Here is a 19,977-nt window from a genome sequence, read left to right as displayed (position 1 = left end):
AAGCCCCTCTGACATAGACCAGAAATCAATTAGGGGACCGCGCCGCGCATGATCCGTTCTTTCCTGACCGCCACGCTGCTCGCCACCAGCGCGCTCGCCGCTGCCGTGCCATCGCTCGCACAGGTGCCCGCCGGCAATTCCGCTCCGCAGCCGGTACCATTCAACGACACCATCCCCGAGGCGAAGGACGCGCGCTTCCCCGGCACGCTCCAGGTCAACGTCGACGCGACCGACACGACGCGCGGCATCTTCCGCGTGACCGAGACGATCCCGGTTCCCGCCGCCGGTCACATGGTGCTGTTGTTCCCGAAATGGTTGCCGGGCGCGCACAGCCCGCGCGGTGAGATCGAGAAGCTCGCCGGGCTCGTCTTCAAGGCGAACGGACAGGTAATCCCGTGGACGCGCGATCCCGTCGACGTGTTCGCATTCCACATTCAGGTCCCCGCAAGTGCGACGAGCGTCGAGGCGTCGTTCCAGTTCATCTCCGCGACGAAGGGCGATCAGGGCCGGATCGTCGCAACGCCGACGATGATCAGCATGGAGTCCAACTCGGTCAGCCTATACCCGGCGGGTTATTTCACGCGGCAGATCCCGGTGCAGATGACGGTGAAATATCCCGACGGCTGGACCGCGGCGGGCGCGCTCAAGGCGCAGGTATCGGGCTCGACCTACGCGTACGAACTGACCAATTACGAAATCCTCGTCGATTCGCCGATGCTCGCGGGCAAGTACGGCCGCGTCGTGCCGCTGTCGTCGCGTGTTAACCTGAACCTCTTCGCCGACGATCCCGCCGAGCTCGCCGCGACGCCTGCGCAGATCGACGCGCACAAGCGGCTGGTCGAGCAGGCGGCAAAGACCTTCGGCGCGCAGCACTACGACCATTACGAATTCCTGCTGTCGATCACCGACCAGCTGGGCGGGATCGGGCTGGAGCATCATCGCTCGAGCGAAAATGGCGTGACGCCCGGTTATTTCACCAAGTGGGATGACGGTCCCGGCCGCCGCAATCTGCTTCCGCACGAATTCACGCACTCGTGGGACGGCAAGTTCCGCCGCGGCGCGGACCTGTGGACGCCCGATTTCCGCGTTCCGATGCGTGATTCGCTGCTGTGGGTGTACGAAGGGCAGACCCAATTCTGGGGCTATATCCTTCAGGCGCGCTCGGGCCTGGTCACCAAGCAGGACACGCTCGACCAATTGGCAGCGATCGCGGCCAGCTATGATTCGCAGCGCGCGCGCGACTGGCGCGACCTGCTCGACACAACCAACGACCCGATTATCTCGGCACGCCGGCCGAAGGGCTGGACGAGCTGGCAGCGGTCGGAAGATTATTACAACGAGGGCCTCCTCGTCTGGATGGAGGTCGATTCGCGGCTGCGCGAGCTGTCGGGCGGCAAGAAGTCGATCGACGATTTCGCGCGCGCTTTCTTCGGCGTGCGCGACGGCGACTGGGGCGAGCTGACCTACACGTTCGAGGATGTGGCAGCGACGCTCAACAAGATTCAGCCATACGACTGGGCGACATTGCTGCGTCAGCGGTTGACCGAACATGCGCCGGGTGCGCCGATTTCTGGGTTCGAGCGCAACGGCTATCGCCTGATCTATACCGACACCCCGCCGCCGTCGTTCAAGAGCGGTGAATCGTCGCGCAAGATCACCGACCTGACCTATTCGGGCGGGCTGATCGTCAGCGAAGGCGAGAGCAAGGGCGCGATCAGCGGCGTCAGCTGGGGGTCGCCCGCGTTCAACGCCGGATTGACGATCGGCAGTACCATCGTGTCGGTCAATGGCCAGCCTTACTCGGCCGACGCGATCAAGCGCGCGATCAAGGCCGCGCAGACCCAGGGCGGTCAGGCGGGCGGCACGCCGATCCAGTTGATCGTCCGACAACAGGATGCGTACCGCACGGTGACCCTCGACTGGCACGGGGGCTTGCGCTACCCGCGCCTCGAAAAAATCGGCAAGGGTGATTCCGGGCTCGACCGCCTGCTCGCACCGCGCTGAGCCCAGGGGTGTGATCTCAACAAGGGAATTCAATGCGTATTGATCTTATCCCGGTCGGCAAGAGCCCGCCCGACGACCTGAACGTCATCATCGAAGTGCCGACCGGCGGCGAGCCGGTGAAGTACGAGTTCGACAAGGCGTCGGGCGCGCTGTTCGTCGACCGCATCCTGCACACGCCGATGCGCTATCCGGCGAATTACGGCTTCGTGCCGCACACGCTGTCGCCCGATGGCGATCCGCTCGACGCACTGGTCGTCGCGCGGTCACCGTTCATTCCGGGCTGCGTGGTGCGCGCGCGCCCGATCGCGGTGCTCAATCTGGAAGACGAGGCCGGCGGCGACGAGAAGCTCGTCTGCGTGCCGGTCGACTCGACCTTCCCGTACTATACCAAGGTCGACGGACGCGAGGATCTGCCCGAGATCGTGTTCGAGCAGATCGAGCACTTTTTCACTCACTACAAGGACCTGGAAAAGAAGAAGTGGGTACGGATCGGCACCTGGGGTGACCGCGACGAAGCACGTCGGATCACGCTGGAGGCGATCGACCGTTACAATGCCGCCAAGGCGGAAGGCGAAGAGCCGCACGACCACGACGTTCCGGGTCGCGACTGATTGATCACCGGCGCGGGTGCCCTCCTAGGGTCCGCGCTGATCGATGCCGACGCCGGGGTGCGTGCTTTAGGCGCGTTCCCCGGCGTTCTCATATGCTGAGCGTACCGCGGATCGCATAGCCCCGCTGCTCAGGCACCCGCGCCGGCGGTCAGCTTCAATCCGGCGATACACGCCACGACCCCCAGGATCAGCAGCAGGCGCGGCAGGCTCGCGGGCTCCCCGAACCAGACGATGCCGACGATCACGGTGCCGAGCGCGCCGATCCCGCCCCACACCGCATAAGCAGTCCCCATCGCGATACTGCGCGACGCGATCTCCAGCAGCGTCATCGACGCGCCGACGCTGGCGAGGAAGCCGAGCGTCCAGGGCACGTTGCGGAAATTATCGACGTGGCGCAGGCAAGTGGTGAAGCCGATCTCGAACAATCCACCGACGATCAGCAACACCCACGCCATCAGCCGCGCCCCGCCAGCGCGAGGAGCGCGTCGCCGGTGACGCGCTGGATCGTCCATTCTTCCATCGCGACCGCGCCGATCTTGCGGTAGAATTCAATCGCCGGGGCGTTCCAGTCGAGCACCGACCATTCGAACCGTCCGCACCCACGATCGAGCGCCAGTTGAGCCAGATGCCTGAGCAGCACACGCCCCGCCCCCTGCCCCCGCGCGTCGGGCGTGACGTACAGGTCCTCGAGGTAGAGCCCGCGACGGCCGGTCCAGGTCGAGAAATTGTGAAAGAACAACGCAAAGCCAACCGCTTCGCCCCCCGCTTCGGCGATCACCGCTTCCGCGGCTGGATGTTCGCCGAACAGCGCGAGCGCGAGGCTCGCCTCGGTCGCCTCGACCGCGTCGGGTTCGCGCTCATAGGCGGCGAGTTCGCAAATAAAGCGTAGGATCGTCGCCACGTCGGCGTGGGTGGCGGCTCGTACCGTCGTTTGTTCAGGGGTCATGCCGCCTGCTCTATCGCAGATTGCGCGATATCGCGACGGCGTGCGGCGTAGAAGCATGCGCCGACGATGATCGCGGCGCCGGCGAGCGTCGTCGGCTGCACATGCTCGCCGAACACGAGCCAGCCGAGTGCGGCGGCGTAGACGAACGAGGTATATTCGGTGGTGGCGAGATAGCCCGTCTCGCCATGCGCATAAGCCCAGGCAAGCAGGAATAGCGACGACGTGCCGAGTGCGGCGGCGACCGCAATCTTCCACCATTCACCCGATGGCGGCAGCACCGCCAGCCACGGCGCGGCGCAGGCGAGGATCGCGGTGACGATCGCGGATTGCAGAAACGCGATCTCGGCTGGCCGCGCGGCTTGAGCCTGCACGCGCGCGACGACGAGGTTGACGGCGTAGAGCACGGCGGAGGCAAGAATCGCGACCGCGCCCTCGAACGCGCCCGGCGGAAGCGCGGCGCTTCGCTGTCCCGCCAGGATCACCCCCACGCCCGCGATCGCGACGAGCGAGGCGGTAACGACGCGGCGCCCGACCCGCTCGTGCAGGAACAGCGCCCCGAGCAGGAGCGCGAGCAGCGGGGCGATGTAAGCGAGCGAAATCGCCTGCGCCATCGGCACGCGCGCGAGGCCCCAGAAGAACAGGAGCGCCATCGCCGCGGTGATGCCGCCGCGCAAGCCGTGGAGGCGTAACGCACTGGGGCTAGGGCGGGGGCGACCGCTGGCGATCCACGCGGCACCGCCGAACAGCGTCGACAGGCCGGTTCGCCAGACGAGCGCGTTGTAGACGCCCAAGCCCAGCACCAGCGACTTCATGAACGCATCCATGATCGAGAACAGCCCGATCCCCGCCGCGGCGACCGCGAAGGCGAGTGCGGGCGAGAGGTGGCGCGGGCTCACGATCGCCCCGCTGCGACCGGGGACGGGGAGGCGAAGTTGAGGAAGTTGAGACGCACGCGCACGTAGCGCGGGGATCTCAACTTTGCGGAGGGTAGCGACTGGGCGGCGGGGATCGGCACCCCCGCGCTATGAACGAACGGCGCGCGATAGGACAGGATCAGTGCGGCGCCAGCCCCATCTCCACCCCGGTCTTGTCATGGAGCGCGAACCGGTCGACGAGATCGGCGCTGGCGCGGTTGTAGCCGACGACCTCGACCCTGGCCCCCTCGCGGCGCAGGCGCGCGACGATCTTGTCGAGCGCGCCGACCCCGGAGATGTCCCAGAAATGGGCGGCCGTCACGTCGACCACGACGCTTGCCGCACGCTCGGCCTGGAAGGCGCGGGTGAAGCGGTCGACCGAGGCAAAGAAGATTTCACCCGAGACGCGGTAGGTCGCGGTCGCGCCATCGGCTGAGGCGTCGCGGTCGACCGCGAACATCCGCTGCACCTTGCCCGCGAAGAAGATGCCCGAGAGCAGCACCCCCGCGAGCACGCCGAGCGACAGGTCGCGCGTCGCGACCACCACCGCGACGGTCGCGAGCATTACCGCCGACGACGTCGGGGGATGGCGGCGCAGATTGGCAATTGAGTTCCAGCTGAACGTGCCGATCGACACCATGATCATGACCGCGACGAGCGCGGGCATCGGGACGCGCCCGACCCAGGGGCCCAGCACCGCGAGCAGGAAGAGCAGGAACGCGCCCGCGACGAAGGTCGACAGGCGGCTGCGGCCGCCCGAGGTGACGTTGATCACCGATTGCCCGATCATCGCGCACCCGCCCATGCCGCCGAACAGCGCCGCGACGATGTTGGCACCGCCCTGCCCGCCGCATTCCTGCCGCTTGTCGCTGTCGGTATCGGTCATGTCGTCGACGATCTGCGCGGTCAGCAGCGATTCGAGCAGACCGACCGCGGCCATGGTAAGCGAGTAGGGAAGGATGATCCGCAACGTGTCGAGCGTCATCGGGACGCGCGGAAGCGCGAACGTCGGCAATCCCTCGGGCAAGCGTCCCATGTCGCCGACGGTGTTGACCGGCAGCGCGAAGGCGATGCTGATTGCGCTCAGCACCAGGATCGCGACGAGCGGCGACGGGATCGCCCGCGTGAGGCGCGGCACGCCGTAGATGATCGCGAGCCCGCCCGCGACCATCGCGTAGGTGATCCAAGTGACGCCAATCAACTGCGGCAGCTGCGCCATGAAGATCAGGATCGCGAGCGCGTTGACGAAGCCGGTGATGACCGAGCGCGAGACGAACTGCATGACGAGATCGAGCCGCAGCGCACCCGCGGCGATCTGGATGATGCCCATCAGGATCGTTGCGGCAAAGAGATAGTCGACACCGTGATCGCGCACCAAGGGGCCGATCAGCACCGCGACCGCGGCGGTCGCGGCCGAGATCATGCCGGGGCGGCCGCCGATCAACGCGATCGTGATCGCGATGGCGACCGAGGCATAAAGGCCGACACGCGGATCGACCCCGGCGATGATCGAGAAACCGATCGCCTCGGGGATGAGCGCGAGCGCGACGACGATGCCGGCGAGCACGTCGCGACGCGAGGCGGAGGCGTCAGTGAACCACTGGCGCCGGTAGGCGGAAAGATTGAACGTCATTGGAAATCCACAACAGGGCACGGCACGCGCGGATCGCGCGTGCTAGGATAGATCGGTGCGTGTTGTTGTCCGGCGGATCGGCGGCCGGAATAGCCACCCGGAATTTCACCGGGTCCTTGCGAATGCCGGGCTTATAAGCCCTGTCGGGTCGGATTGACAAATTTCGGTTCGGGGAAGGCCCGCAGGAGAACCCACGGAGCGATCGCAATCACCCGATCGCCGTCATTGCCGACCCGCGGCACACGCGGCATCCAATATCTCGGGCCTCAGCGCCGCCAGCGTCCTGTTGAACTGTGCGGCATAGCGCGTCGCTGCGGCACCGCAGGATTGCTGAACATTCAAACCGGACACGGGACCAGAATAGGCTTCCGGCAGAGCGCGGTAGAAGCGCTTCCGGTCCTGCTCCGCTAGCGGTAACGGGCATCCATCCAATCCGGGCACAAAAGAATACACGACGACTCCGTCAGAGATGCCGGTGTAGAACCTTGAATCCGGTAGCGTGGCGGCGGTTCTGGCCTCGCCGCCGCCATCCCGTTTGGCAAAGGTCGCGACGCATGTTTCGGCGCGTCGTAAATTGACGAGCAGGACTTTCTGTCTCGCGCGTGTCTGTCGATCGAACCAGGCCATCTCGTGAGGGGCGATGAGCCGGGCGCGTTCCGATCTGACTTCTCTAGTCGCCCCGGAGGAGGCGAGCGTAATCAACGCGAGCCCCAGCGTCGTTGGACCAATCCGAAACATCGGAAACCTCACTCGTTTCATCCCCACCGCAAGCAACAGAGCCGACTTCTGACAACGACCATACGCGATGTCAGTGGTGACCGCGTCCGGCGCGTTGCGGGATCAGTAGAATGAGGAGTACGATCGCGAGCGACAGCGTCGCGGTCGCGAGCGGGCGGCTGAAGTCGAGGCCTCCCTTCGCGACCGGCTTGTCGAGAAAATCGCCGACCGTCGCGCCGAGCGGACGGGTGAGGATGAATGCTGACCAGAAGAGAAAGACGCGGGAGACGCGCGTGCCGAGGTACAGCAGCGCCAGGATGCCGAGTGCCGCGCCGAACAGCAGCGCCGCGCCGGTGTAGCCGAGCGGTCCATCCGCGACCCAATCCCCCAATGCGGTGCCCAGCGTCTGCGAACAGGTGATCGTGATCCAGTAGAACGTCTCTGCGCGGGGGTTGTCGACCGCATTGACGTCGATGGTGCCGAGCGAGCGGTGCCAGGTCACCAGCGACAGCAGCACCAGGCCGAGCAGCAGGATCGATCCGCCGGGATATCCCAGACCGATCGAGCGGGTGGCGAAGTCCGCCAGCGTCGTACCCGCGGTGGTCGACGCGATGATCGTCGCCCAGTAGAGCCAGAGGTTGAAGCGGCGCGCCCTGACCTGGAACGTCGCCAGCCCGACCAGCAACACGCCGAAGATTGTGGTACCGACGAGATACCCGTTCACGCCGCCGCTACCCGCCTCCGGCGTGGTCTCGCCGAGCCAGCTCATGCTCACCGCATCGCCGCCGGTTTCGCCGAGGGTGGTGGCGAGGATCTTGATGACCCAGAAGGTCAGCGTGACTGCGGGAACCTTTCCGACCAACCGCTTCGTTTCGACCACGTTCGCGCGCCTCGCAATGCCCACCGGGGCAGCATATCCGCGCGGTATGGGTGATCGCAATCGGGTGAGCGTGTAGGCTGCGTGGATCGCGGTGACGCGTCAGCTGAGCGCTCAATGGACGCGGGAGCCTTTCCTGTTTCCTGGCGATCAACCGCTTTTCAAGTGACCGGCGCTGACCATCGTGGTGGTGTCATCGCGGATCGACGGGCCAAAACAGTCCCCCCGTCCGCTATTCTAAACTGTTTTTCATCAAGTTACAGATCGGTGACACGCCACCGCCGATCAGCTAGCGCCGCGGGTATGAGAGCTTGGCATTCGCTTCCCCGCAGCGCCAAAGTCAAGGTGATCGGCTATGCCATATCGACGTTGAGCGTCGTCCTGCTGGCGATCGTGTCGTGGCGCAGCGCGAGTCAGGACCTCGTCCTCGCCGTCTGCCTGCTGGCGGGCGCGATCGCGTCGATCGTCGGAATGATGATGCGGATGTATTCGTACGAGGTGCAGAAGGAAGAGGAGGCCGGTTAGCGGGCGGCGATGGCAGGCCGGGCGGTCGCCGTCGTCATCCGCACGCGCGCGTCGCTATGGCTCGCGCGTCAGCGGGAGGTGGCGTTTCCCGATCGCCACCGCCCGCGCCGCTTACTCCGCCGCGAGCTTGGCCGCGGCGTCGTGCGCCTCGATCTCGGCGGCCTTGGCCTCGACGAGCTTGACGATGTGATCGATCATGTCGGCGTCCTGGACATGGTGGTCGGTGACGCCCGAGAGATAGACCATGTGCCTGCCGTTGCCGCCGCCGGTGATGCCGATGTCGGTTTCGCGCGCCTCGCCGGGACCGTTGACGACGCAGCCCAGCACCGACAGCGACATCGGGGTGCGGATGTGCTGCAACCGCTCCTCCAGCGCCTGTACGGTGCGGATGACGTCGAAGCCCTGGCGCGCGCAGCTGGGGCACGAGACGACGCGGACGCCGCGGTTGCGGATGCCCAACGCCTTCAGGATCTCGAACCCGACGCGGACCTCGTCCTCGGGCTCCGCCGACAAGGATACGCGGATCGTGTCACCGATGCCGAACCAGAGCAGCGAGCCGATGCCGATCGAGGATTTGACGGTGCCGCCGACGAAACCGCCCGCCTCGGTAATGCCGAGGTGCAGCGGGCAGTCGACCACGCTGGCGAGCTGTTGATAGGCGGCGACCGCGAGGAAGAAATCCGACGCCTTCACCGCGACCTTGTATTCGTGGAAGTCGTGGTCCTGGAGCAGCTTGATATGGTCCATCGCCGATTCGACCAGCGCGTCGGGGCACGGCTCGCCGTATTTCTCGAGCAGGTGCTTCTCGAGGCTGCCACCGTTGACGCCGATGCGAATCGCGCAACCGTTCGCCTTTGCGGCGCGGACGACCTCGGCGACACGGGACGCCGAGCCGATGTTGCCGGGGTTGATGCGCAGGCAGGCGGCGCCGGCGTCGGCGGCCTCAAGTGCGCGTTTGTAGTGAAAGTGGATGTCGGCGATGATCGGCACGTTCGACGCGCGCACGATCTGCGGCAGCGCGGCGGTCGACTCGACGTCGGGGCACGAGACGCGGATGAGGTCGACGCCCACGTCCTCGCAGCGGCGGATCTGATCGATCGTCGCACCGACATTATCGGTCGGCGTGTTGGTCATCGTCTGTACGGTGACGGGGGCGCCGCCGCCGACGGGGACGTTGCCGACCATGATCTGGCGACTCTCTCGGCGGACGATGTCGCGCCACGGACGAATGGACATGTTCGCTCATATACGCGTGCGCGGGCCCGGCCGAAAGCCCAGCGCGCGCGCCCTCGCCTCGGTCGGCATCGGCGTGGCAGCAACGTTTCGTTGAGAAGACGCAAGCTATGAGCGGGGTCATGCGCGCCCACCCCCCTGCCCGGCATCTGTCCGGTCGGCATTACGGCCTCGACTGGCTCCGGATCGGGGCGTTCGCGCTGCTGATCCTCTACCATGCGACGCTGGTGTTCGCGCCCGGCCACTGGGTGATCAAATGGCCGCAGAGCAACGCCGCCCTGGTCGTGCCGCTCGCGTTCCTGACGCCGTGGCGGCTGCCGCTGCTGTTCGCGGTATCGGGCTTCGCGACGCGGCGGCTCTTGATGCGGTCGGCGTCGCTCGACGCGTTCGTGCGCGGGCGCAGCAAGCGGTTGCTGATCCCGCTGGCGTTCGGGTTGCTGGTACTGCTGGTCCCGGAATTGTGGGTGCGCGCGCGGCTGGCGGGCGATCCGATGACACTGGGGCAATATTGGTTGCACGAATATTGGTCGCCCGCGCCGCGCTACGGGCTGGGGTTCCCGGCGTGGGAGCATCTGTGGTTCGTGCTGTATCTGTGGACCTACACGATGCTGCTGGCGCTGCTCGTTCGCGTGCGCGGGCTGGCGTGGGTGCAGGCGCGCGTCGAGGCGTTGACCGCGAACGGCCGGATCCTGTGGGCACCGGTCGCGCTGCTGGCGGCGGCGCGGCTGTCGCTGATGTTCGTCGTGCCCGAGCAGCACGGCCTGTTCGTCGACTGGAGCGGGCACGTGCAATACGGCTCGTTCCTGCTGTTCGGCTTCGCATTGGGCGGGTCGCCGCTGCTGTGGCAGCGGATCGCGGCGCACTGGCGCCCGGCGGTGCCGGTGGCGCTGGTGTGCGGATGCGTGTCGGCGTTTGTCGAGCATCGCTATCCCGGCAGTGCAGTGCCGCCGCACCTCGTCGCCGCAGCCGAGCGTGCCGCGCAGGCGGCGATGGCATGGGCGATGCTGCTGATCCTGCTCCACGTCGCCGACCGCTGGCTCGATCACGATGCCGCGTGGCGCGCGCGATTGGCCGAGGGCGTATTCCCGGCCTATCTCATCCACCATCCGGTGATCGTGGTCACCACCTGGGCGATCCTGCCGCTCGGGCTGTCGGCGCTGGTGGGGTTCGCGGTCGTGCTGACGGTGACGGCGGCGGCGTGCGTCGGCTTCTATCTGATCGCGCGCGCGGTGCCGCTGCTCAGGCCGGTCGCGGGGCTGGGCGCCCTGCCCGCGACGCCATCGCGTGCGGGCATGGTCGCGGCGGAGTGATTGGCGCGGCCTGTGCGAACCTGCTAGGCGCGCGGCCATGCAACGCCATTACGGGCTCGACTGGCTCCGCATCGGCGCCTTCGCGCTCCTGATCCTCTACCATGTCGGCATGGTGTTCGTGCCGTGGGATTATCACGTGAAGCTTGCCGGCCCCGCCTGGGCGACGGTGCCGATGATGGCGACCAACCCGTGGCGATTGTCGCTGCTGTTCATCGTGTCGGGCTATGCCAGCCGCGCGCTGCTCAAGCGGCAGTCGAGCCGCTGGCGGTTCGCGCGCAACCGCACCGCGCGGCTGCTGGTACCGCTCATCTTCGGGATGGTGGTGATCGTACCGCCGCAGGCGTGGGTCGAGCTGGTCGCGAAACGCGGCTACCCGCACGGTTACGCGTGGTTCTGGTGGCACGATTACTTCCGCTTCGACGCGGCGATGGGGGTACCGCTACCGACGTGGAACCACCTGTGGTTCGTCGCCTATCTGTGGCTCTACACGCTGGCGATCACGCTGGCGGTGGCGGTGACGCCGAAGGCCGCGCGCGCGCGGGCGCAGCAGGGCTTCGCCTGGCTGTTCCGCGGGCCGGTACTGTTGTTGCTGCCGCTCGTCTGGATGGTGCTGGTCAATCTTGTGCTGTTCCCCGGCGGACGCGAGACGCACGCGGTGCTGGGCGACTGGGTGGCGCACGCGACCTATTTCCCCGCATTCCTGTTCGGCTTCGCGCTGGCGCGCGCGGACGCAACGCTGGCGAGTTTCGTCCGCTGGTGGAAGCTCGCGGCAGGCGTGGCGCTCGCGTCCTACGCGCTCGTCGCCGGGATCGAGCTGACGTGGCCGGGCGTCGCGGGCGCGCCGGCGGGGACGGGCGAACTGTTCTCGATCGCGCGCGCGGTCGAGGGCTGGTTCGCGATCGCAGCGCTGATCGGGCTCGCGGACAGCCACTGGAACCACGACCATCGCTGGCGCCCAATGCTGACCGAGGCGGTGTTCCCGTTCTACATCATTCACCAGACCGTGATCGTGGTCGTGGGTTGGTGGCTGACCCGTGCGGGATTGCCGGTGCTGGCCGATTTCCTGATCCTGGTCGCGGCGACCGTGGCGGGATGCTGGGCCTTCTACCTCGCCGGGCGTGCGGTACCGCTGGTCAGGCCGCTGATCGGGCTGAGGCGCCACGCGTCGAAGCGCACCCACGTCGATCCGCGTCCTGCGATCGCCTGACCATCACATGGAGTTATCGATGACGACCGAGCATCCGCCGCGCTGGACGCTAGTGATCCACGGCGGCGCGGGGATCATCACACGCGGCGTGCTGACGCCCGAGCAGGACGCGGGCGCGCGCGCCGGCCTCACCCGTGCGCTCGAGGCCGGTGGGGCAGTGCTGGCAGGCGGGGGCGCAGCTATCGACGCGGTCGAGGCGGCGGTGCGCGTGCTGGAGGATGACGCGCACTTCAACTCCGCGCGCGGCGCGGTGCTGACGTTCGAGGGCAAGGTCGAACTCGACGCCGCGATCATGGACGGGCGCGACCGGTCGGCAGGCGCGGTCGCGGGGGTGAGTGCGGCACGCAATCCGGTCACGCTCGCGCGTGCGGTCAAGGACTGCAGCCCGCACGTTCTGCTGACCGGCGCGGGGGCGGACACGTTCGCGCGCGAGCAGGGTGTCGAGCAGGCGGGCGAGGACTGGTTCGTGATCCCCGAGCGCCGCGCGCAATTGGCCGCGATGAAGGAAAGCGAGGACTGGTTCGACGTCGACATGAAATACGGCACCGTCGGCGCGGTGGCGTGCGACATGAACGGCCACGTCGCGGCCGCGACCTCGACCGGCGGAGTGACGGGCAAGCGTTGGGGCCGCGTCGGCGATTCGCCGCTGATCGGCGCGGGCACCTACGCTGACGATCGCGCCTGCGCGGTGTCGGCGACCGGATCGGGCGAATTCTTCATCCGCGAGAGCGTCGGGCACGAGATCGGCGCGCGCGTGCGGATGCTGGGCGAGCCGCTGCAGGTCGCCGCCGACGCGGTGATGGCGGGGGTCGCGGCGCTGGGCGGCAGCGGCGGCGTGATCGTGACCGGCAGCGCGGGTGAGGCGGTGTGGAGCTTCACGACCAAGGGCATGTACCGCGGACAGGTGTCGGCGGACGGCGAGGCGAAGATCGCGATCTACGCCGACGAGGGATGAAGGTGGGCGGGTGAATGCGCAGTCGCGCCCATTGAGCGGACGCGCGGCGCAAGCTACGGCGGACCGCATGGCTGTTTATTTCCACGAGGAAGACCTTCCCGGCGACGTGTTCGCGCCCGGTGCCGCGATCGCGGTCGATACCGAGACGATGGGGCTGATCACCCCGCGCGACCGGTTGTGCGTGGTGCAATTGTCCGACGGGCTGGGCGACGAGCATCTCGTGCGCTTCAACCCCGGCAGCGATTACGCCGCGCCCAACCTGAAGCGCGTGCTCGCCGATCCGGCGCGGTTGAAGCTCTATCATTTCGGTCGCTTCGACATCGCCGCGCTGCGTTTCTACCTGGGCGTGGTGGCGGCGCCGGTTTATTGCACCAAGATCGCGTCGCGACTGGTGCGCACCTACACCGATCGTCACGGGTTGAAGGAGCTGGCGAAGGAACTGCTCGGCCAGGACATTTCCAAGCAGCAGCAATCGTCCGACTGGGGCGGGCCCGAACTGTCGGACGCGCAGCGCGATTACGCCGCCTCCGATGTCCGCTACCTCCACCGCATGAAGGAGGAGCTCGACCGGCGGCTGGTGCGCGAGGGGCGCATGGAACTGGCGCAGGCGTGTTTCGATTTCCTGCCCGCGCGCGCCGAACTCGACATTGCGGGCTGGCCCGAGGTCGACATCTTCGCGCACGCCTGAGGCATCGGAGGAGCAGATGAGCGAGCTTGCCCGCCGGACCTTGTCGGATCGCCAGCAATGGGCGCGTCCGGGCGGGCGGCACGACCGTCTGGTCCGCACCTCGAACTGGGTCATCCCCGCCTCGATCGGCGTGCTGACCGCGTTCCTGGTGATGGCGCCGCTGACGATGGCGGGCGACGTGTCGTTCGTGCTCGACAAGAACAAGGTCGATGTCGCGAAGGAGCGGCTGAAGCTGCAATCGGCGACCTATCGCGGCACCGACAGCAAGGGGCAGCCGTTCCAGCTCGACGCGGGCTCCGCAGTGCAGAAGAGCTCGGCCGAGGCGGTCGTGCGGATCCAGCAGATGGCGGCGGCGATCCAGTTGCAGGACGGCCCCGCCCGGATGACCGCGCCGCGCGCGCGCTACGACATGGATACCGAGAAGGTCCGCGTCGACGGCGGAATCGCGGTGCGCGCGCCCAACAATTACACGCTCGACACCTCGAACGCCGACGTCGATCTGAAGACCCGGCAGCTCACCTCGACCGCACCGGTGACGGGCACGGTCAGGCAGGGCAATTTCAGTGCGAACAGCATGTCGGCCGACCTCGAATCGCGCACCGTGCGGTTGAACGGCAACGCGCGCTTGCGCATCGTGCCGAGACAAACGAAATGAGCGCCATGCGTCGCTCGCTCCCCCTCCTGTCGCTGTTGCTCGTCGCCACCTCCGTGGCCGCGCAGAGCAAGCACAACACCAACGCCCCGATCGATTTCGGTGCGGACCAGATCGAGCTGCAGGACAAGGCGAATCGCGCGGTGCTGACCGGCAATGTCGCGGTGCGCCAGGCGGAGATGACGCTGAACGCCGAACGGATGAACGTCGCCTACACCGGGCAGGTGATCGACGGGAACCCGCAGGTGTCGAGGCTCGACGCGTCAGGTGGCGTGACGGTGCGTCGCCCCGACCAGACTGCGCGCGGGCAATATGCGATCTACGACCTCAACCGCCGCGTCATCACGATGCTGGGCGCGGTCAGACTGACGCAGGGACCGAACACGGTCAACGGCGCGCGGCTGACGATCAACCTCGATACCGGACGCGCGGTGATCGACGGATCGGCCGTGCGCGGCGGCAGCGGTGCGACGGGCAACGTGCAGCAGGCGCCGACCGGGCGCGTGACGGGCACCTTCTCGGTCCCCAAGCGCAAGTAGGCGCGGTCGCCGTTCTTCCTGACCGGGGGCGAAGAGGTCGCCGGTAACGGCCGCGTCAGTGGGCCGGAGTGGACAGTAACTGCGCCAGCTTTGTCTTCAATCCCCGCAACGTGTCGCCCGATACGGTCTGTACACTCGACAAGGAGATCGAGCGCGGGTTCACGGGCACGCCGTTCCTCCACACTTCCCAGTGCAGGTGCGGGCCGGTCGACATGCCGGTCGAGCCGACGTAGCCGATCACCTGCCCGCGCGCGACATGGCTGCCCGGCGACACCGCGATCCGGCTCATGTGGCCGTAGCCCGAGGCGTAGCCGCCGGAATGCGCCAGCTTGACGAAATTGCCGTACCCGCCGCTGCGCCCGGCAAAGGCGACGACGCCGTCGATCGCGGCGTAGATCGGGCTGCCATAGGGCGCGCCGATGTCGAGCCCCTTGTGCATCCGCATGAAGCCGAGCAGCGGGTGCATGCGATAGCCGAAGGTCGAGGTGACGCGCCCCGCGACCGGCATCCCCATGAAGCCGCGCCGTTCGACCTGGCCCGCCGGGTCCATGAAGCTGCCGCCGCTGCCGTCGCGGTCGCCCCAGCGGACGAGCTGCAGCCGGCGCCTGCCCGCGGCGTCGACCAGCCCGGCATATTGCAGTTGACCGACCTCGACCTCGCCGGTTGCGGCGCGCGCCTGATCCGCGACGATGTCGAACATGTCGGCGGCACCGACTTCACCGATCGGCATGCGCGCGGCGACCGCCTTGATGTAGGATTCGACGATGCGCGCCGGCACGCCCGCGGCGCGCATCGAGCGATAAAGGCTGTCGCCCACCAGCCCGCGGACGCGCAGCGGCGCGCGGTCGATGCGGATCGGCTGGCGATCGAGCAGCAGGTCTTCGCCCGCACGGTTGACCGCCAGGTTCAGGTCGAACCCGGCGCGGAACGACAGCTTCTCGATCGGCCGGGGTTGCAGCCGCGACGGGCGGCGCCCCATCGTCAGCGACAGGATCGTGCCGGGTTTCAATTGATCGAGCGATACCGCACCCGCGACCAGCGTCGCGACGCGCGCGGCCTCGTTCATGCCGACGCCCGCGCGTTGCAGCGCGTGGCCGAGCGTATCGCCGTCGCCCAACGTCACGGTCAGGTCGATCTGCGGCCGCTCGGGCGTTTCGGCCAGGTGGCGGACGAGCCCGGAGGCCGCCATGCGGCGCCCGGTCGTGGCCCCGAGGCCCAGCGGCGCGATCGCCTGTGTGCGGGTTTCCTCAAGCGCCGCGCCGGTGACGACGGCGGGGGCGTAGCCGAGCACGGGCGGGATGCCGGGGCGCGTCATCCACGCCGCGGTGATCAGCGCGGCGCAGGTGGCGGCACCGCGCCACCAGGTGCGGCTGCCGATGTTCTGGCCGAGATCGGGGACCCAGTCGGTGCGATAAGCGGCGTCGCGCAGCCGGTCGAGCAGCGGTGGCGGCGGCGGCACGTGGAGGGGCGCTGCAGGGACAAGCGCGCGCCTGCGCGCCGATCCCGCGGCACCTGCCAGTTCCAGCCCTTGCTGTTCACGCAGAAACAAAACGGCGTCCCCGCCCCGATTGAACAAAGCTGCGCCGTATCCCCCCGGCACCTGGGTCGCCGCGTTGTGGACGCGAGACCCTAAAGTCAAATTAACCGCCGCGCCGGCGGACCTCGTTCACGACCGGGCGTTCGCGCCGCGCGACGAAGCCGTTCGGCCGAAAGGAAATGATTGCATCGCCCCGCGCGCGACCCGATGTAAGGGCGGTAATGAGTGCGCGTGACAACGCCCGGGTGACGGCAGTGTTGGGCCCGACCAACACCGGCAAGACCCATCTCGCGATCGAGCGGATGTGCGCGCATTCGAGCGGCTGCATCGGCTTCCCGCTCCGGCTGCTGGCACGCGAAGTCTACGACCGCGTCGTCGCGATCAAGGGCAAGGACCGTGTCGCGCTGGTGACGGGCGAGGAGCGGATCGTCCCCAAGGATGCGCGCTGGTTCCTGTGCACGGTTGAGAGCATGCCGATGCAGCGCGATTTCGCGTTCGTCGCGATCGACGAGGCGCAGCTCGGGGCCGACCAGGAGCGCGGGCACGTCTTCACCGACCGGCTGCTGCGCGCGCGCGGGCGCGAGGAGACGATGATCCTGGGGTCGGAGGCGCTGCGCCCGGTGCTGCGCAACCTGATCCCCGGCATCGAGATCGTCGAGCGGCCGCGCTTCTCGACGCTGTCCTACGCCGGCGCCAAGAAGCTGTCGCGTCTGCCGCGGCGCTCCGCGATCGTCGCCTTCTCCACCGAAGAAGTATACGCGACCGCCGAGATGCTCAGGCGCCTGCGCGGTGGCGCGGCGGTGGTGATGGGCGCGCTGTCACCGCGGACGCGCAACGCGCAGGTCCAGATGTTCCAGGCGGGCGAGGTCGATTACCTGGTCGCGACCGACGCGATCGGCATGGGGTTGAACCTCGACGTCGGGCATGTCGCGTTCGCGGGCCTGCACAAGTTCGACGGGCGCAGGCGGCGGCGGCTGACGGTCGCCGAAATGGCGCAGATCGCGGGGCGTGCGGGGCGGCACCAGCGTGACGGCACGTTCGGCGCGCTGACCGAAGAAGGCGACGACGCGTTTCTCCCTGAGGAAGTGCAGGCGATCGAGGGACATCGCTTCCCCCGGCTCGACTGGCTCTATTGGCGCGAGGGCGAGCCCGATCTGCGCAGCATCGATGCGCTGATCGCCAGCCTGTCGAAGAAGCCCGAGATGCCCGGCGGCACCGTCACCGCGCTGCGGGCCGCACCCGAGGCGCTGGACCTGAAGGTGCTGAAGCGGCTGGCCGACGATCCAGCGGTGCGTGCCGCGGTCGAGGCGCGCGGCCGCGGCAGCGTCCAGCGGTTGTGGGCGGCGTGCGGTATTCCCGATTTCGCCAAGCTGGGCCTCGACCCGCACGCGCGCTTCGTCGGACGCGTGTTCGGCTATCTCGCGCAAGGGCACATCCCGCACCAATGGTTCGCTGACGAGGTCGCGCGGCTCGACCGCACCGACGGCGATGTCGAGACGATCGCGGGGCGGATCGCGAGCATCCGCAGCTGGGCCTATATCGCGCAGCGCCCCGACTGGCTTGCCGATCCCGAAACCTGGGCACAGCGCACACTCGAGGTCGAGGAGCGATTGTCCGACGCGCTCCACGCGAGCCTGACGCAACGCTTCGTCGACAAGCGCACCACCGCGCTGATGCGCAAGATCGGCAGCGGTGCGGGGGAATTGCCGGTCGAGATCGGCGCGCAGGGCGAGGTGACGATCGACGCGCACACGATCGGGCGGCTCGACGGTTTCCGCTTCACGGTCGCACCCGAAGCACGCGCCGCCGACAAGCGGCTGCTGCTCGCCACGGCGGAAAAAAGGCTGGGGAGCGAGCGGCGGCGACGCGCCGAGGCGCTGATCGCGGGCGGCGACGACGCCTTCACGCTCGCCGAGGACGGCGCGATTACTGCGGACGCGGTCGAGCTGGCGCGGCTGGCGCGTGGTGCGTCGCTCGCGCGGCCGGCGGTGGTGCTCGACCCCGCGCTCGCCTGCCTCGATACGCCACTGCGCGAGCGGGTCGCGGCTAGGGTACGCGACTGGGTGGCGGCGAGTGTCGCGCGGCGATTGCCGGCGCTCGCCAGATTAAGCGAGGCGACGCGCGCGGCGGAGGCGGGCCCCGCCCTGCGCAGCATCGCGGGCGCGCTGGAGGCGGGGGCCGGGGTCGCCGCGCGCGCACCGCTCGCGATCTCGCTCGACGCGCTCGACGGCGGCGCGCGCCATTGGCTGAGGCGCGCTGGCATTACGATTGGCGCGCTCGACCTGTTCGACCCGCGGCTACTCAAACCCAGTGTGCGCGTTTGGCGGCAGGCATTGATCGCGGCGGCGCACGGTTCGGCGCCTCCTGCCCCGCCGGCGGGCGCTACCGTGCTGCCGCGCGCGACGCCCGGTGCGATGCTCGGGATGGGATACCGCCCGCTCGGCGCGCAGGCGGTGCGGATCGACCTGGTCGAACGGATCGCGCGCGCGGCCCACGAGGCACGCGCGGCGAGCGAGGGCGGCGCGCGCGCGGCGTTCGCGCCCGACCCGGCGCTCGCGACCTCAATGGGGGTCGAGCCCGAAACGCTGGCGCGATTGATGGCGGAACTGGGATTTCGCACTGCCGGTCAGCGCGGCACCGCGGGTGACGAAGGACCGCCGCGTTACATCTGGCGCGGACGACCGCGGCCCAAGGTTGCGCCGAGCGTGGTGCCCGCGCGGCCGGGCAATGCCTTCGCCGACCTCCACGACCTGATGCGCGCGCATTGATGCCGGGTGCGGTCGCTCCGGGCAATGCGACGATGCGGCTGGACCGGTTCCTGTGGTTCACCCGCCTGACCAAGACGCGCAGCGTCGCGGCGGCGCTTGCCTCGGCGGGGCGGCTGCGGATCGACGGGCGGTTGATCGACCGCGCGCACGCCTTGGTGCGCGTCGGCAATGTGCTGACCTTCGCGCATCATGACCGGGTGCTGGTGGTACGGATCGAGGCGCTGCCGCATCGGCGCGGCCCCGCGCCCGAGGCACGCAGCTGTTATCAGGAATTGACGGCGGGCGGGTCGGTCGATCTCGATTGCGCGGACGGTGCGAACGGCTCGCAGGAAAGCTTGGATGATTGACGCTCGGTTGCGCCCGGCATAGCAGCGGCCCAAATCGCGAACACCGACACGATACACGGCCGAGTCACCGAGGAACGCTTACATGACCTACGTCGTCACCGACGCCTGCATCCGCTGCAAGTACATGGACTGCGTCGAGGTTTGCCCGGTGGATTGTTTCTACGAGGGCGAGAACATGCTCGTCATCAACCCCAGCGAGTGCATCGACTGCGGCGTGTGCGAGCCCGAATGCCCGGCCGAGGCGATCCTGCCCGATACCGAGAACGGGCTGGAGCAGTGGCTGGAGCTCAACACCACCTTCTCCGCACAATGGCCCAACGTCACGCGCAAGCTCGACCAGACCCCGCCCGACGCCGACGAGCACAAGGGCGAGGATGGCAAGTACGACAAGTATTTCTCGGCCGAGCCCGGCAAGGGCGACTGAGCGAACGATTTGGGCCTTATCGCGAGGCCTTAGGCGGTGGTCGCTACCGCCGGATGGAGCGGGAGCCCGGCGTCAATACACGGGGCTGGA

Annotated in this window: 20 protein-coding genes and 1 other annotated feature; of the genes, 12 read left to right on the top strand and 8 right to left on the bottom strand. The window is 68.1% G+C overall.

The genetic code is table 11. The annotated features are described in order from the left end of the window. The first annotated feature begins 48 nt into the window (after window positions 1–48). Both KZ810_RS12660 and ppa read left to right on the top strand, forming a co-directional pair. Complete coding sequence (locus KZ810_RS12660; RefSeq protein ID WP_219769450.1) at window positions 49–2,004, top strand: M61 family metallopeptidase; 1,956 nt, start codon at window positions 49–51, stop codon at window positions 2,002–2,004. 32 nt (window positions 2,005–2,036) lie between these two features. Beyond that, window positions 2,037–2,615: an inorganic diphosphatase gene (gene ppa / locus KZ810_RS12655; protein ID WP_219769449.1), complete on the top strand. Its 579-nt coding sequence runs from the start codon at window positions 2,037–2,039 to the stop codon at window positions 2,613–2,615. A gap of 128 nt (window positions 2,616–2,743) precedes the next feature. Here the strand turns inward: ppa and KZ810_RS12650 are convergent, their stop codons facing one another. The 6 genes from KZ810_RS12650 to KZ810_RS12625 form a co-directional block, all read right to left on the bottom strand. Further along, the gene (locus KZ810_RS12650; protein ID WP_219769448.1) at window positions 2,744–3,070 is read right to left on the bottom strand and encodes a DMT family transporter; all 327 of its coding nucleotides are present in this window, start codon (window positions 3,068–3,070) and stop codon (window positions 2,744–2,746) included. Continuing rightward, window positions 3,070–3,561, bottom strand: coding sequence for a GNAT family N-acetyltransferase (locus KZ810_RS12645; protein WP_219769447.1), 492 nt, complete (start codon window positions 3,559–3,561; stop codon window positions 3,070–3,072). The genes KZ810_RS12650 and KZ810_RS12645 overlap by 1 nt, the downstream gene beginning before the upstream one ends. Continuing rightward, window positions 3,558–4,457 (bottom strand): DMT family transporter, encoded by a 900-nt coding sequence (locus KZ810_RS12640; RefSeq protein WP_308461547.1) that lies wholly within the window; start codon window positions 4,455–4,457, stop codon window positions 3,558–3,560. Before KZ810_RS12640 ends, KZ810_RS12645 begins: the two co-directional genes overlap by 4 nt. A gap of 157 nt (window positions 4,458–4,614) precedes the next feature. Then, window positions 4,615–6,108 carry a SulP family inorganic anion transporter gene (locus KZ810_RS12635; protein WP_219769446.1) on the bottom strand — a complete coding sequence of 498 codons (1,494 nt, stop codon included), beginning with the start codon at window positions 6,106–6,108 and terminating at the stop codon, window positions 4,615–4,617. Window positions 6,109–6,171: 63 nt separating this feature from the next. Next, window positions 6,172–6,227: a sequence feature (sul1 is cis-regulatory element that is thought to sense ions involved in sulfur or methionine metabolism; They are found in Alphaproteobacteria), on the bottom strand. Window positions 6,228–6,330: 103 nt separating this feature from the next. After that, entirely contained in the window at window positions 6,331–6,735 is a 405-nt protein-coding gene (locus tag KZ810_RS12630) for a hypothetical protein (protein ID WP_219769445.1), read from the bottom strand. A 181-nt stretch (window positions 6,736–6,916) separates the two neighbouring features. After that, window positions 6,917–7,705: a COG4705 family protein gene (locus tag KZ810_RS12625; protein WP_219769444.1), complete on the bottom strand. Its 789-nt coding sequence runs from the start codon at window positions 7,703–7,705 to the stop codon at window positions 6,917–6,919. A 300-nt stretch (window positions 7,706–8,005) separates the two neighbouring features. Between KZ810_RS12625 and KZ810_RS12620 the strand changes: the two genes are divergently transcribed. Continuing rightward, window positions 8,006–8,227, top strand: a complete 222-nt coding sequence (locus tag KZ810_RS12620) for a hypothetical protein (protein WP_219769443.1) — start codon at window positions 8,006–8,008, stop codon at window positions 8,225–8,227. A gap of 111 nt (window positions 8,228–8,338) precedes the next feature. Here the strand turns inward: KZ810_RS12620 and ispG are convergent, their stop codons facing one another. Further along, on the bottom strand, window positions 8,339–9,463 hold the full coding sequence (gene ispG / locus KZ810_RS12615; RefSeq protein ID WP_219769442.1) for a flavodoxin-dependent (E)-4-hydroxy-3-methylbut-2-enyl-diphosphate synthase: 1,125 nt from the start codon (window positions 9,461–9,463) through the stop codon (window positions 8,339–8,341). Window positions 9,464–9,582: 119 nt separating this feature from the next. Between ispG and KZ810_RS12610 the strand changes: the two genes are divergently transcribed. The 6 genes from KZ810_RS12610 (at window position 9,583) to KZ810_RS12585 (ending at window position 14,811) form a co-directional block, all read left to right on the top strand. Beyond that, on the top strand, window positions 9,583–10,770 hold the full coding sequence (locus KZ810_RS12610; protein ID WP_219769441.1) for an acyltransferase family protein: 1,188 nt from the start codon (window positions 9,583–9,585) through the stop codon (window positions 10,768–10,770). Window positions 10,771–10,807: 37 nt separating this feature from the next. Continuing rightward, complete coding sequence (locus KZ810_RS12605; RefSeq protein WP_219769440.1) at window positions 10,808–11,977, top strand: acyltransferase family protein; 1,170 nt, start codon at window positions 10,808–10,810, stop codon at window positions 11,975–11,977. A gap of 19 nt (window positions 11,978–11,996) precedes the next feature. Beyond that, window positions 11,997–12,932: an isoaspartyl peptidase/L-asparaginase family protein gene (locus tag KZ810_RS12600; RefSeq protein WP_219769439.1), complete on the top strand. Its 936-nt coding sequence runs from the start codon at window positions 11,997–11,999 to the stop codon at window positions 12,930–12,932. 67 nt (window positions 12,933–12,999) lie between these two features. After that, a complete protein-coding gene (locus tag KZ810_RS12595) occupies window positions 13,000–13,620 on the top strand; it encodes a ribonuclease D (protein WP_219769438.1) in 621 nt (206 codons plus the stop codon). A gap of 16 nt (window positions 13,621–13,636) precedes the next feature. Beyond that, window positions 13,637–14,275 (top strand): LPS export ABC transporter periplasmic protein LptC, encoded by a 639-nt coding sequence (gene lptC, locus KZ810_RS12590; RefSeq protein WP_219769437.1) that lies wholly within the window; start codon window positions 13,637–13,639, stop codon window positions 14,273–14,275. 5 nt (window positions 14,276–14,280) lie between these two features. Then, complete coding sequence (locus tag KZ810_RS12585) at window positions 14,281–14,811, top strand: LptA/OstA family protein (protein WP_219769436.1); 531 nt, start codon at window positions 14,281–14,283, stop codon at window positions 14,809–14,811. 55 nt (window positions 14,812–14,866) lie between these two features. Here KZ810_RS12585 and KZ810_RS12580 read toward each other — a convergent pair whose 3' ends face one another. Beyond that, window positions 14,867–16,270: a M23 family metallopeptidase gene (locus tag KZ810_RS12580; RefSeq protein WP_308461546.1), complete on the bottom strand. Its 1,404-nt coding sequence runs from the start codon at window positions 16,268–16,270 to the stop codon at window positions 14,867–14,869. Between the two features lie 299 nt (window positions 16,271–16,569). Between KZ810_RS12580 and KZ810_RS12575 the strand changes: the two genes are divergently transcribed. The 3 genes from KZ810_RS12575 to fdxA all read left to right on the top strand — a co-directional run bounded on the left by KZ810_RS12575 (window position 16,570) and on the right by fdxA (window position 19,887). Beyond that, window positions 16,570–19,116, top strand: coding sequence for a helicase-related protein (locus tag KZ810_RS12575; RefSeq protein ID WP_219769434.1), 2,547 nt, complete (start codon window positions 16,570–16,572; stop codon window positions 19,114–19,116). Continuing rightward, a complete protein-coding gene (locus KZ810_RS12570; protein WP_219769433.1) occupies window positions 19,116–19,463 on the top strand; it encodes an RNA-binding S4 domain-containing protein in 348 nt (115 codons plus the stop codon). Before KZ810_RS12575 ends, KZ810_RS12570 begins: the two co-directional genes overlap by 1 nt. A gap of 82 nt (window positions 19,464–19,545) precedes the next feature. After that, window positions 19,546–19,887, top strand: coding sequence for a ferredoxin FdxA (fdxA, locus tag KZ810_RS12565; RefSeq protein ID WP_093006740.1), 342 nt, complete (start codon window positions 19,546–19,548; stop codon window positions 19,885–19,887). The last annotated feature ends 90 nt before the right edge of the window (window positions 19,888–19,977 follow it).

It is taken from the genome of Sphingomonas citricola (assembly GCF_019429535.1).
In the GTDB taxonomy this organism is placed as follows: Bacteria; Pseudomonadota; Alphaproteobacteria; order Sphingomonadales; family Sphingomonadaceae; genus Sphingomonas; species Sphingomonas citricola.
The sequence above is the reverse complement of the archived record's forward strand: the minus strand, read 5'-3'. Positions and strand labels throughout refer to the sequence as shown.

Bases quoted from the DNA above. Each gene is read 5' to 3' on its own strand.
- KZ810_RS12660 (WP_219769450.1), top strand. From the start codon at position 49: ATGATCCGTTCTTTCCTGACCGCCACGCTGCTCGCCACCAGCGCGCTC.
- ppa (WP_219769449.1), top strand. From the start codon at position 2,037: ATGCGTATTGATCTTATCCCGGTCGGCAAGAGCCCGCCCGACGACCTG.
- KZ810_RS12650 (WP_219769448.1), bottom strand. From the start codon at position 3,070: ATGGCGTGGGTGTTGCTGATCGTCGGTGGATTGTTCGAGATCGGCTTC.
- KZ810_RS12645 (WP_219769447.1), bottom strand. From the start codon at position 3,561: ATGACCCCTGAACAAACGACGGTACGAGCCGCCACCCACGCCGACGTG.
- KZ810_RS12635 (WP_219769446.1), bottom strand. From the start codon at position 6,108: ATGACGTTCAATCTTTCCGCCTACCGGCGCCAGTGGTTCACTGACGCC.
- KZ810_RS12630 (WP_219769445.1), bottom strand. From the start codon at position 6,735: ATGGCCTGGTTCGATCGACAGACACGCGCGAGACAGAAAGTCCTGCTC.
- KZ810_RS12620 (WP_219769443.1), top strand. From the start codon at position 8,006: ATGAGAGCTTGGCATTCGCTTCCCCGCAGCGCCAAAGTCAAGGTGATC.
- ispG (WP_219769442.1), bottom strand. From the start codon at position 9,463: ATGTCCATTCGTCCGTGGCGCGACATCGTCCGCCGAGAGAGTCGCCAG.
- KZ810_RS12610 (WP_219769441.1), top strand. From the start codon at position 9,583: ATGCGCGCCCACCCCCCTGCCCGGCATCTGTCCGGTCGGCATTACGGC.
- KZ810_RS12605 (WP_219769440.1), top strand. From the start codon at position 10,808: ATGCAACGCCATTACGGGCTCGACTGGCTCCGCATCGGCGCCTTCGCG.
- KZ810_RS12600 (WP_219769439.1), top strand. From the start codon at position 11,997: ATGACGACCGAGCATCCGCCGCGCTGGACGCTAGTGATCCACGGCGGC.
- KZ810_RS12595 (WP_219769438.1), top strand. From the start codon at position 13,000: ATGGCTGTTTATTTCCACGAGGAAGACCTTCCCGGCGACGTGTTCGCG.
- lptC (WP_219769437.1), top strand. From the start codon at position 13,637: ATGAGCGAGCTTGCCCGCCGGACCTTGTCGGATCGCCAGCAATGGGCG.
- KZ810_RS12585 (WP_219769436.1), top strand. From the start codon at position 14,281: ATGCGTCGCTCGCTCCCCCTCCTGTCGCTGTTGCTCGTCGCCACCTCC.
- KZ810_RS12575 (WP_219769434.1), top strand. From the start codon at position 16,570: ATGAGTGCGCGTGACAACGCCCGGGTGACGGCAGTGTTGGGCCCGACC.
- KZ810_RS12570 (WP_219769433.1), top strand. From the start codon at position 19,116: ATGCCGGGTGCGGTCGCTCCGGGCAATGCGACGATGCGGCTGGACCGG.
- fdxA (WP_093006740.1), top strand. From the start codon at position 19,546: ATGACCTACGTCGTCACCGACGCCTGCATCCGCTGCAAGTACATGGAC.